The organism is Corynebacterium sp. MC3 (genome assembly GCF_900099485.1).
Classification (GTDB): domain Bacteria; phylum Actinomycetota; class Actinomycetes; order Mycobacteriales; family Mycobacteriaceae; genus Corynebacterium; species Corynebacterium pseudogenitalium.
On sequence record NZ_LT622810.1, the window covers coordinates 63,959 to 76,192 of the forward strand.

Here is a 12,234-nt window from a genome sequence, read left to right on the forward strand (position 1 = left end):
ACATCAAGGAGTTTTTCAACATGCTTACTCGCCACAATGTCGCCCAGATGATCGACCACACGCTGCTCAAGCCGGAGGCCACCCACGAGGACGTCGCCAAGCTTATCGACGAAGCTTCGCACCTCGGCACGTTCTCCGTCTGCGTCTCCCCATCCATGCTGCCAATCGAGACCCCAGCTGACCTGAAGGTCGCAGTGGTGTGTGGCTTCCCGTCCGGCGCGGTCCCAACTGAGGCAAAGGCAGCCGATGCCGCGCACAGCGTCGCAAATGGCGCGGACGAGGTTGACATGGTCATCGACCTGGGTGCCGCCAAGGAAGGCAAGTGGGACGTCGTACGCGACGACATCGCCGCGGTAAAGAAGGCGTGCGGCGACAAGCTGCTCAAGGTCATCATCGAGTCCGCCGTCCTCACGGACGACGAGATCGTCGCAGCGTGCAAGGCTTCCATGGAGGCCGGTGCCGACTACGTGAAGACCTCGACAGGCTTCCACCCCGCCGGTGGTGCCTCCGCGCACGCCGTGAAGCTGATGCGTGAGACCGTCGGCGACAAGCTCGGTGTGAAGGCTTCCGGCGGCATCCGCGACGCCGCCACCGCGAAGGAAATGATTGAGGCTGGCGCGTCCCGCCTGGGCCTGTCCAGCTCCGCTGCCGTGCTGGAAGGGTGGAAGTAACAATGGCTACTGATCTTCGTGCACAGGCCGAGGCGTGGATCGCGCAAGATCCCGACCCCGCCACCCGAGAGGCATTAACCGCCGTCCTCGACGACGAGGCTGAGCTCGCGAAGGCCTTCGCAGGCCCCCTGCAGTTCGGCACCGCCGGGCTGCGCGGCGAGATCGGCTTCGGCGAGTCCCGCATGAACCAGGCCGTGGTTATGCGCGCCACCGCCGGTCTCATGGATTGGCTCAAGCAGCAGGTAGACACCCCTCGTGTGGTCATCGGGTGCGACGCCCGCCACGGCTCCTCCAAGTTCGCGCAGGCCGCAGCTGAGGTCGTCGCCGGTGCTGGCGGCCACGCCATGCTGCTGCCGCTGGCCCAGCCGACCCCGCTGACCTCCTTCAGCGTGCGCGCACTCAACGCCGACGCCGGCATCATGGTCACCGCCTCCCACAACCCGAAGTGGGACAACGGCTACAAGGTCTACCTCGGTGGCCGCGTCGTCGCCGCAGACAACGCCGCCGGCTGCCAGATCATCTCGCCTGCCGACGCCGAGATCGCCGCCTGCATCGCCGCCGCACCCGGCGCGACGGAGCTCCCCCTCGACACAAACATCGAGCAGGTGGACACCCGCGAGGGCTACGTCGCCGCCACCAGCGCACTCAGCGACCTCGACGGCACCCCACCGATCACGGTCGTGCTCACGCCAATGCACGGCGTCGGTGGCGAACTGGCACGCACCACCCTGGAGGCTGCTGGTTTTGGGGACGTAGTGGGCGTCGAGAAGCAATGGGAGCCGGACCCCGACTTCCCCACCGTCGCCTTCCCCAACCCTGAAGAAGACGGTGCCCTCGACCTCGCAGTCGAGAAGGCGAACGAGGTCAACGCGGACGTCATCATCGCCCTCGACCCCGACGCCGACCGCTGCGCAGTCGCAGTCCCGGCGCGCACCGCCCCAAGCGCGGGCACCCCGCTGGGCAACGGCTGGGTGAAGCTCTCCGGCGACGAAACCGGCGCGCTGATCGGCGAGTACGTGGCGTCGCGTGCGCAGGGCGGCTCGACGGCGTGCTCGATTGTTTCGGGCAGACTGCTCGGCAAGATCGCGGCAGCTCACGGGCTGGAACACGCGACGACGCTCACCGGATTCAAGTGGATCGGGCGCACCCCGCAGCTCGTGTTCGGCTACGAGGAAGCAATCGGCTACTGCGTCGACCCGGCGCACGCCCGCGACAAGGACGGCATGTCCGCCGCGGTAATTGTCGGCTCGATCGTAGCGCAGCTCAAGGCCCGCAACATGAGTGTGCTCGAGCAGTTCGACGCCCTGGCCAACAAGTACGGCCTGTACCGTACCCAGCCGCTGACCTTCCGCGTCGAAGACCTCTCCATCATCAGCGACGCCATGGAGCGCCTCCGCGCGCACACACCGACCGAGCTCGCTGGCTCAGAGGTGGTCGAGTACGTCGACCTGAGCAACGGCTATGGCGCCACCCCAGGCACCAACGGCATCCTGATCCGCACCGCGGACAACGACCGCGTTGTCATCCGCCCGAGCGGCACCGAACCGAAACTGAAGTGCTATCTCGAGGTCGTCCTGCCAGTCAAAACAGGCGAGGCACCTGACTGGGCCGCCGCCGACGCCCGCCTGGCCACCATCAGCGACGCCACCCGCGCGCTGTGCGGAATCTAACTGCGCTATACTATCGAAGGCTTGGGCGCCGATTTATCGACGCCCAGCCCAGCCTCCATAGCTCAGTGGATTAGAGCAACCGGCTTCTACCCGGTGTGTCGCGGGTTCGAGTCCTGCTGGGGGCGCTTTTCGTTTACCCCCGCTGCCTGGCGTTTTGCCTGGTGGTGGGGGTGTTTTTGCTGGTATGGTGGGTTTGAAGAAAGGACCCACAATGAGATTCACACTCCTTGGAGCCGGAACCGGCATCATCACCACCCTTGCAGGCGCCAACCCTCTTTTCGGTCTCGCCTTCCTTGCCGTCGGTTACGGCATCGACAAGAACAAAAAGAAGGCATAGCCGTGCAGCCCATCATTATCGATGAGTAGACCGGCCGCGCCTATGGCGCGTTCCGGAATGTGCCGAGCACTGTGGCGTCTCCCCTGTCACGTGGCGCGCCAGCCGCCCAGGCAACCCCGTAAAGAACAGCCCACGAACAAAACAACTTCACTCGTAGCACACTCGTATGTGCTGGTAGGATAGCGGTCCATTAGGTTCGAGTACCGTTGGGTTCCTGAAGCCTCTCTAAAGTTGGTGATCACTATGTCCAATATTCTTGACGCCGGCCAGTATGTGACCGAACTCATCCCCGGCGTCGACAAGATGAAGCTTTATAAAATCTGCTTCTTTTCCCAAGGCTGGCACCTTGCTTGGACCGGACTGCCACTATTCGAGGAAGAGCTGCAAGCTTGGGCAAAAGGACCCGTCCCCTATGACCTCCGCCGCAGTACAGAAAACGTCGCGCGTGGATGGGAGGTCCCACACGTTCCTGGTGGGAATTCTTCGGTACTTTCGCCATTTGCCCGAGCAACGATTGAAAGCGTTGTGAATTTCTACGGTTCGCTGACATCCGCGGAGTTGTCAGACATGAGCCACGGTCGAGCTTGGCAGGAAGCACGCAGCAACGCGGTCGGGGGCACGCATTGTAGCAGCGCTTTGAGCATGACCACGATGCGCGAAGAGTTCACGGAGTTGCTCCAGTCAGGACATTCTGTCCCAGACTCGCCTTCCCTGCCAGACGTGGATCACCTTCCTAGCTTCGATCATCTGCTTGTCACTGCACATGAAGTCGAAGCGGAATGGCACAACACCCTTTCACTCCTCGCGGACCGGTAATCAACGCAATTGTCTGACCACAGTGAAGCTTCCAGAGAGCAGCTTTTAGCTCAAATGCTCGTGGAGTTGGCGTGCGCAGTGAATCAAGGCTGCGGGGATCGTGTAAACGCGAACGGAGAACCGGAGAGTTATCTTGGATTTACTGTGGACCGGGCTTCTTTGGAAAGTGCAGTTTACGCCCCGTTCCAGTTATTCAGCGGCCAGCCCCGGTACGCCTCGGTGTTTGATAGAGGAGCCGCGCTGACCGTCCATATAGCCAATAACCATCCGTTTGCCGATGGCAACAAGCGCACCGCACTTATCGTTGGGCTCACTTATCTGCGCTTGTTTTCGGTTCATGTCCGAGAGCCAGAGGGCAAGGGACCTGATTTAGCCGCAGGCGAAGAAGGCGCCCGACTGATGGAGTACATCGTTACACATGCCGCGGATTTGGATTCGGTCATCGCACACACCAGCCGCGCATTTCAACGATGGGCCGACATTGATGGTCTAGCGCGACGCTACCGACAAAAATAGCATCGCCCCCGATGTACCATGGCGCCATGTCCGTCTTAATGTCTTCCGCTCAGGCCCGCGAGTTGCTGGCCGCAGCGCATGAAACTGAGGAACGCACCCGGGAGAAACCGGCCGTTCCTTGGGGGTGGATCTTGTGCGCGGCGGTCTGCTTCGGGGTGAGCCTGCCGCTGATCTTTGTTCTCGACCAGTTTTGGCCGTTCCTCCTGTTTGTGCCTTGCATCGGGTGCATCGTTGTCATCGAGCGACGCAGGTCAACCGGCGTGCGCTCCAGCATCCGGCAGCCGGTCAAAGAGGACCCCAAAATGTCGTTGCTTCCCTTCGGCGTGTATTTCCTCTGCATATCGCTCTTGCAGGTCGCCCCGCTCCAGAACAAGATATTTTCCGGTCTGCTCGGCGCGTTCGCGACCGTCGTTTTCGTCGTTACGTACGTGAGGAGCTGGAGGAACAATGCCTGACATCTTGTTGCAACCCTCGTGCTTGAGTATCTGTGCCGCGCTCTTTGCGGCCGAAGCCACGACCAGCGACGTCGGCGCCGCGGAGAACAAGGAGATGCACCCCAAGCGGCTGCGCACCCTCACCCAGCTAGATAGCGACGCCTACCTCACGGCCATCGACGCACTCAAAGAGGCCGGCTACGTGTCCCTGTTTACGGACCGCAAGGCGAACCCAGACAAAAACGTGGACTGGGTCACCCTGACCGCGGCTGGAGCCCGCGCGTACCAGGATTGTGTGGAGGAGTTGCGCTCGATTGCGGAGTCGGGCAGTCGGGTACCCTGAGGTGCATGACATTTCCCTCCCCAACTACTGATTCTTTCGCGCTAATTACCGGCGCTTCGCAGGGCATCGGTGAGGCAGTTGCGCGCCAACTTGCTGCTGCTGGCTATAACGTGCTGCTGGTGGCGCGTCGAGAAGCGGTGCTGATGCAGCTTGCCAAGGAGCTGGCACAAGCGCATGGCATCAACGCCGAAGTCTTCGCGGCCGACCTGTCCAAGGAGCGCGACGTGACCGCGCTGCTGGACTACATCGGGCAGAAGAAGATCACCATCTGCGTGAACTCCGCCGGTATCGCCTCCTTTGGTCCGTTTATGAAGCAGGACTGGAACTACGAGACGGACCAGTTCAACCTCAACGCGACGGCGGTGTTCCGCATCACGAAGGCGGTACTGGACCAAATGGTGCCGCGCGGCGAAGGTGCACTGTGCAACGTCGGCTCGGCAGCAGGCAACACGCCGATCCCGAACAACGCAACGTACGTGTTTACAAAGGCGGGCGTCAATACGTTTACGGAGGCCCTGCACTATGAGCTCAAGGACAGCGGCGTACACTGCACTCTGCTCGCGCCGGGCCCGGTGCGAGAGGCAGAAGTTCCTGAGGAGGAGCAGTCGATCGTGGACAAGGTCGTGCCTGACTTCCTCTGGACCACGTACGAGTCCTGCGCGAAGGACACCATCAGCGCGATGCGCAGCAACAAGCGCCGCGTGGTGCCGGGCCCGCTTTCCAAGGTGATGGATTTCGTATCGACGTACGCTCCGCGCGGCGCCCTCGCCCCGATCATGGGGCGGTTCTACGCAAAGATGGGAGAAGAATAGATGGATGTCCCTGCAAAAAACGACCGCATCGTGTGGGTCGACCTGGAGATGACGGGCCTGGATACGTCCCGCCACGTCATCGTTGAGGTCGCAGCGCTCGTCACCGATGCCCAGCTTGAGATTCTCGACGAAGGCCTGGACCTGGTCGTCCACGCCACCGAGGATGAGCTCGCCGAAATGGACGACTTCGTACTGAACATGCACACCGAGAACGGGCTTCTCGACGAGATCCGCTCCTCCTCAGTGTCCATCAAGGAGGCCGAGGACGCCGTCCTCGCGCTGATTGCAAAGCACTGCGACCCGGAGCACCCGGCGCCGCTTGCGGGCAACTCCATCGCCACCGACCGTTCCTTCATCCGGGAGCAGATGCCGCGTCTCGACGCCGCCCTGCACTACCGCATGATCGACGTCTCCACCATCAAGGAGCTGTCCCGTCGCTGGTTCCCGCGCGCCTACTACAACCAGCCCGAGAAGGGTCTGGCGCACCGCGCGCTCGCCGACATCGTGGAATCCATCCAGGAGCTCGACTACTACCGCCGTTCCGTATTCACACCGGCCCCGGGCCCAGATTCCGAGCAAGCAGCCGACGCCGCAGCCGCCGCACACGCCCACTACCAGCGGTTTTTGCAATCCTAGGCTTTCATTGTAAAGTAGTTCCCGCTGTTGAAAAACAGCGATGGTGGCTGTAGTTCAGCTGGTAGAGCACCAGGTTGTGATCCTGGGTGTCGCGGGTTCGAGCCCCGTCAGCCACCCCGAGAGTGCCCCGTGGCCTGTATAAACAGGTTGCGGGGCACATTGCTTTCGACGGCAGGTACGTTAAGCCAAGAATTGTTCCCGGAGCTTTCGATGAGCGGGGAACGTTCTTCATGGACAGGCGTCGAGACCTGGGAAAACACATGTGCTAGTCGACCGAAATGGGCCTGAAACCCAAAAAAGTTCCCGGGCTCAGTGGTGATTTTCGCCTTACTACCCATGAAGATAGTTGGAAGGAAGTTGAGTGATATTCATGACTGGTTCAAGTTATCGATCAAGAGTATTTGGATATAATTTTAGTCGGATCGTACTTATCTTCGCAGTACTCTTATTGTGTGTCTACTTCTTGACCAGAAGAGATCAAACCGCCTTTATCACATGCGGTCTTTTAGTGTCTCTGGCAATTTTCTTTAATGTCGGGGTGTTGCTGAATGATGAAATCCTTCGGATTTCAGTTCTTGGCATTCCAGTTAGCAACGTTCGTTTGGAATCTCTGAAGGGGGCGGAGATCCTTCCCTCGGGCCCCATACTCGAATCCCAAACGTTTGGGGTTCACTTCCTGGATGGCACTATTTCATTCCATGCCGGTTCTGCAAATATCCTCCTACACCGCAATATCGGAAGACCCATTCGCTTGACGGTTAAAGACCCAGAGGAATTTTTACACCTCCTAGCGGAGAACTCCGCTATTCGACCCGCTTCTCACAGTTAAGCCCCCGGTGCCGACACAACTGGCAACCAAAAGCATACCTCGAAGAGCTACTCACTCAAGCATCACCCGATCTGACGCGTCAGATGCTCGGTGATTTCATCAACCAAATTCTATCTTCCCAAGACGATACTGTCGGCAGCGCTGACTACGGCACCACCAGCGACAACCGCGTCAACCACCGCAACGGCTACCGCCACCGACTACTGGATACACGGGTCAGCACCGTCGATGTGGCTATCCCGAAACTACGCCACGGTTCCTTCTTGTCTGACTGGCTGTTAGAACGACGAACCTGTAGCGAACGTACCATGTAGATAAGCCTCTGGGCACTAAAGTACTCAGAGGTACTATGCAGTTGGTATGGACTGCGGAAGCTGCATTGACTGTCAGTAGCGCGAATACGAGGAGTAAAACATGGTAGACAATTGGAACATAACGTCTTTTGCCTATTACATGAATTCGCTTTTAAAGCGGTATTTTGCTCAAGAAAACCTCATTTCTTCCGGAGCTGTCGAGCTACGGGCAGCTTGGAGAACGGCTCAGTACGTCTACTGCGTATTCTCAGTAATGTCCACGAAAGGACTTGCGTATGTTGGCATGGAAATGCCCCCAATACCGAGTACTGGGGGAGTCTCATCGGAAGAAGATACTGCTGTCAAGGCCTGGGCAGATCAGCTTGCCGGTGATCCATTCGCCGGGGATTTAGACTACGGTTGCGGAGATAAAATAAAATGGCTCGGAACCGTTAACGACAACACGCCTCAACGCTTTATAGAATTGAGGAGAGCGAAGGCAGACAAAAAGATGGGCACAGAGCTTTATATTCCACGAACCGGCCACGGTTAATCATTTACCCCCTGCCTCACCGCGCCTGTTTTAATCTATGTTTTTCTCAATATTGAACCACTGGGGAACCACGTCGCTGCCATCATTGGACTCACGTAGCGGGAACATTGTCTTCACCCCACGTGGCTCTAGTCCGCCAGGGACCCACACTGTAGTTTCTATTACTGCTCGAAGTTCGAACGATCTGCCAGGTCCAATCTTCTTTCCGTCATTTGTACGGAGAGCCTCATAGATAGGAGTTTCATAGATACGGTCGGTACCTTCCATCCTCGCTTCGCAGAGCCCTTTAAAGTACTTGTTTATCGTATATAGGTTCCAAATTCCGTGCTTATGCCTGATCTTGTCATAGCCCCAAGGGCCCCATTTTCCCCTTTTAGCATCCGGGGTGTACCAACCGCGTCGTAGTACCACAGGGGTCCCGCACCTGTCCCGAGTAGACAGCACCACGTCATCAGTGTAGTCATTACCTCCAGCGATTCCGCTGCCTTGTAGGGTAGGTGCATCTTGTTCGAGTCCTGCTCGGGAACTTTTTCTAACAGACCGACTTAAGCGTTCGGGTCCTTTGAACCGCCGGAGCGCTGCTCCCAGTCCAGGTTCCAGTAGCCAAGGCCGTCGTAGCCGTTGAGGGTGCCACCGTTCGTATTCTTCACAACGACCGGATCGCCCCGCTTTACGGTCTGCTGGAACCACTGCGCGTCCGAGTACGTCGCATTGACGCAGCCGTGCGACTGGTTCGTAGAGCCCATCGCCCACACCGCCCACGGCGCGGAGTGCACGTAGATGCCCGAGTAGGACAGCTGGGTGGCGTAGTCCACGGGGGTGACGTAGCCGCCCTGCCCCAGCCCAAGCCCGAACGTACGGGAGTCCATCACGAGCGAGGTGTGCTCATCACCAACGACGTAGGTGCCGTTCGGGGTGTCGTACTGGAAGTCGGTACCCAGCGATACCGGGAACGAACGGATCTGCTCACCGTTTTGGTAGACGCGCAGCATCTTTTCGTTGTTGTCGATGACTGTCTTCACCTCGTCCCCAATCTCGAAGGTGGTCTCGTTGTCCTGCGCGCCGTAGACGCCGCCGCCGAGGTCCTTGCCGTAGAGGTCGGCCGTCACCTTCACCGTGGTACCAGGCTCCCAAAATTCCTTCGGGCGCCAACGCAGCTCGTATGGGTCCAGCCAGAAGAAGCCGCCCTCGGTGTCGTTCGAGGTCTCAACGTCGATGAGCTCCTCAAGCGCCTTCGTGTCCTGGATGGGGACGTCGAAACGGAACGTGATTGCTTGCGCAACACCAACAGTCGATCCCTCAAGCGGGCCCATGTAGACGTTCGTAGTTGCCGCTGGGACGACCGTGGAAAAGCTCACGGTCCTCTTCTGACCAGCCTTATCCTTCGCCACGATGGTGTAGTAGCGGCCGTACCCAAGCGGTTCGGTGACCTCCCATTCGGTGCGGTCATCGTTGAAGGACGATTCGATAACCTTGCCTGCCTCGTTGGTCATCTCGACTTCTTCGAGCCCGGCTTCGGACTTCACCGTAATCGGGTCGAGGGGTTCGACGTCTGTCGCCTCGTCCTTCACTGAAAACGCCGGGGGCTCTGGTTTGACGGTCGTCTGACCAGTGGTTTCCGCCACCTGGTTGATGCCTTTGCCCGCCTCCGACGAGCACCCAACTACACCCGCCGCCAACACGGCGACAAGGCCAACACCAATGAGAGACCGCCGCATGCTTGTCACGTTTCTCGCTTCCTCACAACACCCGAAGTTTTAGCAACCAACAACACTATCGCCCCAGCACAACGAAACGCTACTTTACAACGACCCGAAACGATAACCGTTACATAACGATCGAAAATAACCACCTTGACCAGGCGATTTTACACCCTGCAAACCTTAGTGTTACTGTATTCAACGTTGCCAACGAGGACAGCCTCCAAGACAACAAGCGCCATTAGCTCAATTGGCAGAGCAACTGACTCTTAATCAGTGGGTTCGGGGTTCGATTCCCTGATGGCGCACCACCTTAACCCCCCTGACCAGCGGGAACAGTACCGCAGGCCAGGGGATTTTTCGTATCTTAACCCAAATCCCCCATAAATTCCCCCATACTTTGAAACGCCCCGAGCAGGCGCGCCACCGGCTAGGCTATCGGCATGACTGTCGCTTGCATCCTTGTTGATATCCAAAATGACTTCTGCCCCGGCGGCTCCCTCGGCACCGCGAAGGGTGATCTCGTCGCCGAAGGCGTGCGCACACTGCTCGAAGAACACAGAGACGACTACGACTTCGTGCTCGCCACGCAGGACTGGCACATCGACCCTGGCACCCACTTCTCGCAGGACCCGGATTTTGTGGATACGTGGCCAGTCCACTGCGTTGCTGACACCGATGGCGCACAGCTGCGCGCACCGCTGGCGTCGATAAGTATTGACAAGTACTTCCGGAAGGGGCACTACACCGCTGCTTATTCCGGGTTTGAGGGCGTCACTGACGGCGATGTGCTGCTCGGCGACTGGCTGCGCGAGAACGGCGTCACCGCCGTCGATGTGTGCGGCATCGCGACGGACCACTGCGTGCGCGCCACGGTGCTTGACGCTCGCAAGGAGGGTTTCGACGTCCGCGTCCTCGCCGACCTGTGCTCCCCCGTCGATGAAGAGCGTGGGCAAGCCGCGCTGCGTGAGATGGAAGCGGCAGGTGCGACGATCGTCGTGAAATAACAGAAAACCCCGCTCCTCCAGCGTGGAGGGCGGGGTTTGATTGTGAACTAGCGCTGAGAGAGCAGCTCCTGCAGCTTCTTCAGCTCGCTCTTGCGCTTGCGGCTATTAAACACCTTGATGCCGACAAGTGCTGCCACGCCAACGCCGATGCCGATCAGGACCTTCTGGACGGTCTCATCCTGCAGCCAGTTGGCAGCTTCGCTCTTCGCGCTGTCTGCAAGGTTGGATGGCTGAGCGCGGTCTGCGAGCTCATCGAGGGTGCTAGCGAGCTTCGAGCGGGTCTCTGCAAGGCTGCGCTCAATGTCATGAATATCTCGTGCCACGATCTACATACTCCTAGATGTGTTAACTATTTACAGAACTTCCAACCAATCTAGTGTAAAACGGGGAATTATGACTGACAACATTCGACTCGAACAAGGCGACACCGCCCCCGCATTCACCCTGACCAGCGACAAAGGCGAAACCGTTTCGCTTGCAGACTTCGCCGGCAAGCGCGTTATTGTCTACTTCTACCCACGCGCCAACACCCCGGGCTGCACCAAGGAAGCTTGCGACTTCACCGAGCACCTCGAAGTGTTTAACGACGCCAACATCGCTGTCGTCGGCATCAGCCCCGACAAGCCGGAGAAGTTGGCGAAGTTCCGCGAAGACCACGACCTGAAGATCACCCTGCTTTCCGATCCGTCCAAGGAAACCATGACCGCCTACGGCGCATTCGGTGAGAAGAACAACTACGGCCGTATCGTGCAGGGCGTCATCCGCTCCACCATTCTCGTTGGCGCCGACGGCAAGGTTGAGCAGGCGCAGTACAATGTTCGCGCAACCGGCCACGTCGAACGCATCCTGCGTGACTGGGACCTGAATGCAACCACCGGCGCATAAGATGATATCTTTGGCGCCGTGGATAAGAATACGACGCCAAACCAAGACCCCTACCTCAAAGACGAGTACAACCCCGACCGCCCTGCCGAGCCCAAGAAGCAGCGCGCAATAATCGCGACCATCGCGATCGCGGCCTTGGTCGCCCTCGGCGGCTGGCTCATCTACGGGCCGGAGCAGGACGAAGCACCCACCCAGTCGACGGACGGCTCCGTCCAGTTCCCGATCGACGCGCCGTAGTTTTGCGGCTTCCGCTACTCAGCTTTTGGCTTAAGGGACATTTTGTGTGTATAAATCTATCTGGTTTCCCGGGATGACCTCGGCCAACAACCAGATATGGTTTTCAAAACAGTTCCATTCGCCCGTTTTGAGAAATCAACACCGAATGACGCCTGGTGTGTGATCTGGAGTCTGCGGGTAGCGCAGGGACCCGCGGCATCGAGGGCTCTAGGGGACTAGAACCAGCCGCCTGCGCGTTGCGCGGCCACATATAGCCAGGGGGACGCGCAAAGCCCTTGACGTGCACAATTCTGGTCGCATCGAGGCGCTCGGGTGTTCCGGTCGACCTCATTGCGTCGACCAACCCAGGTCAGCCCGATTTGGATGGTTTTGGGGCTATTTTGCCGATTTTGCGCTGACCTGCGTTGGTAAACCGGAGTAGGTCGACCGGAAGAGGTCAACGGGAAGAGGTCGACGGACCGAAAGAATTCGATACCGGCATTGATCATCAGTGGA

Annotated in this window: 15 protein-coding genes, 3 tRNA genes and 1 pseudogene; 17 read left to right on the forward strand and 2 right to left on the reverse strand. The window is 59.0% G+C overall.

Annotation, left to right across the window (positions count from 1 at the left end; translation table 11 throughout):
• Positions 1 to 20 precede the first annotated feature (20 nt).
• The 13 genes and pseudogenes from deoC to BQ4436_RS11430 all read left to right on the forward strand — a co-directional run bounded on the left by deoC (position 21) and on the right by BQ4436_RS11430 (position 7,910).
• A complete protein-coding gene (deoC, locus tag BQ4436_RS01295; protein WP_070478440.1) occupies positions 21 to 671 on the forward strand; it encodes a deoxyribose-phosphate aldolase in 651 nt (216 codons plus the stop codon).
• Between the two features lie 2 nt (positions 672 to 673).
• The gene (locus BQ4436_RS01300; protein ID WP_070975243.1) at positions 674 to 2,341 is read left to right on the forward strand and encodes a phospho-sugar mutase; all 1,668 of its coding nucleotides are present in this window, start codon (positions 674 to 676) and stop codon (positions 2,339 to 2,341) included.
• Positions 2,342 to 2,392: 51 nt separating this feature from the next.
• Positions 2,393 to 2,466, forward strand: a tRNA-Arg gene (locus tag BQ4436_RS01305).
• An 86-nt stretch (positions 2,467 to 2,552) separates the two neighbouring features.
• A complete protein-coding gene (locus BQ4436_RS12375; RefSeq protein ID WP_255365827.1) occupies positions 2,553 to 2,678 on the forward strand; it encodes a hypothetical protein in 126 nt (41 codons plus the stop codon).
• Between the two features lie 243 nt (positions 2,679 to 2,921).
• Positions 2,922 to 3,494, forward strand: coding sequence for a Panacea domain-containing protein (locus BQ4436_RS01310; RefSeq protein WP_070975244.1), 573 nt, complete (start codon positions 2,922 to 2,924; stop codon positions 3,492 to 3,494).
• Positions 3,495 to 3,503: 9 nt separating this feature from the next.
• Positions 3,504 to 4,010, forward strand: coding sequence for a type II toxin-antitoxin system death-on-curing family toxin (locus tag BQ4436_RS01315; protein WP_218117848.1), 507 nt, complete (start codon positions 3,504 to 3,506; stop codon positions 4,008 to 4,010).
• A gap of 26 nt (positions 4,011 to 4,036) precedes the next feature.
• Positions 4,037 to 4,465 (forward strand): hypothetical protein, encoded by a 429-nt coding sequence (locus BQ4436_RS01320; RefSeq protein WP_143000755.1) that lies wholly within the window; start codon positions 4,037 to 4,039, stop codon positions 4,463 to 4,465.
• Positions 4,458 to 4,787 (forward strand): transcriptional regulator, encoded by a 330-nt coding sequence (locus tag BQ4436_RS01325; RefSeq protein ID WP_070975246.1) that lies wholly within the window; start codon positions 4,458 to 4,460, stop codon positions 4,785 to 4,787. The genes BQ4436_RS01320 and BQ4436_RS01325 overlap by 8 nt, the downstream gene beginning before the upstream one ends.
• 5 nt (positions 4,788 to 4,792) lie before the next feature.
• A complete protein-coding gene (gene cmrA / locus BQ4436_RS01330; protein WP_070975247.1) occupies positions 4,793 to 5,599 on the forward strand; it encodes a mycolate reductase in 807 nt (268 codons plus the stop codon).
• Positions 5,600 to 6,235, forward strand: coding sequence for an oligoribonuclease (gene orn / locus BQ4436_RS01335; RefSeq protein WP_070975248.1), 636 nt, complete (start codon positions 5,600 to 5,602; stop codon positions 6,233 to 6,235).
• Positions 6,236 to 6,278: 43 nt separating this feature from the next.
• A tRNA-His gene (locus BQ4436_RS01340) sits at positions 6,279 to 6,351 on the forward strand.
• 739 nt (positions 6,352 to 7,090) lie between these two features.
• Positions 7,091 to 7,375, forward strand: a pseudogene (locus tag BQ4436_RS11425) (transposase); the annotation flags it as partial.
• Between the two features lie 103 nt (positions 7,376 to 7,478).
• Entirely contained in the window at positions 7,479 to 7,910 is a 432-nt protein-coding gene (locus BQ4436_RS11430) for a hypothetical protein (protein ID WP_083329376.1), read from the forward strand.
• Between the two features lie 545 nt (positions 7,911 to 8,455).
• On the opposite strand, the gene BQ4436_RS01350 is transcribed toward BQ4436_RS11430, so the two are convergent.
• Complete coding sequence (locus BQ4436_RS01350; RefSeq protein ID WP_070975249.1) at positions 8,456 to 9,628, reverse strand: L,D-transpeptidase; 1,173 nt, start codon at positions 9,626 to 9,628, stop codon at positions 8,456 to 8,458.
• 217 nt (positions 9,629 to 9,845) lie between these two features.
• Here BQ4436_RS01350 and BQ4436_RS01355 point away from each other — a divergent pair.
• Positions 9,846 to 9,921: transfer RNA gene (locus BQ4436_RS01355), tRNA-Lys, on the forward strand.
• Positions 9,922 to 10,053: 132 nt separating this feature from the next.
• Positions 10,054 to 10,617, forward strand: coding sequence for an isochorismatase family protein (locus tag BQ4436_RS01360; RefSeq protein WP_070478456.1), 564 nt, complete (start codon positions 10,054 to 10,056; stop codon positions 10,615 to 10,617).
• A gap of 47 nt (positions 10,618 to 10,664) precedes the next feature.
• Here the strand turns inward: BQ4436_RS01360 and BQ4436_RS01365 are convergent, their stop codons facing one another.
• Positions 10,665 to 10,940, reverse strand: a complete 276-nt coding sequence (locus BQ4436_RS01365; protein ID WP_070361996.1) for a DUF3618 domain-containing protein — start codon at positions 10,938 to 10,940, stop codon at positions 10,665 to 10,667.
• Positions 10,941 to 11,010: 70 nt separating this feature from the next.
• Here BQ4436_RS01365 and bcp point away from each other — a divergent pair, with 70 nt between their 5' ends.
• Positions 11,011 to 11,502 (forward strand): thioredoxin-dependent thiol peroxidase, encoded by a 492-nt coding sequence (gene bcp, locus BQ4436_RS01370; protein ID WP_070975250.1) that lies wholly within the window; start codon positions 11,011 to 11,013, stop codon positions 11,500 to 11,502.
• A gap of 18 nt (positions 11,503 to 11,520) precedes the next feature.
• Positions 11,521 to 11,739: a hypothetical protein gene (locus tag BQ4436_RS01375; RefSeq protein WP_070975251.1), complete on the forward strand. Its 219-nt coding sequence runs from the start codon at positions 11,521 to 11,523 to the stop codon at positions 11,737 to 11,739.
• Positions 11,740 to 12,234: the final 495 nt, after the last annotated feature.

Bases quoted from the DNA above. Each gene is read 5' to 3' on its own strand.
- bcp (WP_070975250.1), top strand. From the start codon at position 11,011: ATGACTGACAACATTCGACTCGAACAAGGCGACACCGCCCCCGCATTC.
- BQ4436_RS01310 (WP_070975244.1), top strand. From the start codon at position 2,922: ATGTCCAATATTCTTGACGCCGGCCAGTATGTGACCGAACTCATCCCC.
- deoC (WP_070478440.1), top strand. From the start codon at position 21: ATGCTTACTCGCCACAATGTCGCCCAGATGATCGACCACACGCTGCTC.
- cmrA (WP_070975247.1), top strand. From the start codon at position 4,793: ATGACATTTCCCTCCCCAACTACTGATTCTTTCGCGCTAATTACCGGC.
- BQ4436_RS01325 (WP_070975246.1), top strand. From the start codon at position 4,458: ATGCCTGACATCTTGTTGCAACCCTCGTGCTTGAGTATCTGTGCCGCG.
- BQ4436_RS12375 (WP_255365827.1), top strand. From the start codon at position 2,553: ATGAGATTCACACTCCTTGGAGCCGGAACCGGCATCATCACCACCCTT.
- BQ4436_RS01300 (WP_070975243.1), top strand. From the start codon at position 674: ATGGCTACTGATCTTCGTGCACAGGCCGAGGCGTGGATCGCGCAAGAT.
- BQ4436_RS01320 (WP_143000755.1), top strand. From the start codon at position 4,037: ATGTCCGTCTTAATGTCTTCCGCTCAGGCCCGCGAGTTGCTGGCCGCA.
- BQ4436_RS11430 (WP_083329376.1), top strand. From the start codon at position 7,479: ATGGTAGACAATTGGAACATAACGTCTTTTGCCTATTACATGAATTCG.
- BQ4436_RS01350 (WP_070975249.1), bottom strand. From the start codon at position 9,628: ATGCGGCGGTCTCTCATTGGTGTTGGCCTTGTCGCCGTGTTGGCGGCG.
- BQ4436_RS01360 (WP_070478456.1), top strand. From the start codon at position 10,054: ATGACTGTCGCTTGCATCCTTGTTGATATCCAAAATGACTTCTGCCCC.
- orn (WP_070975248.1), top strand. From the start codon at position 5,600: ATGGATGTCCCTGCAAAAAACGACCGCATCGTGTGGGTCGACCTGGAG.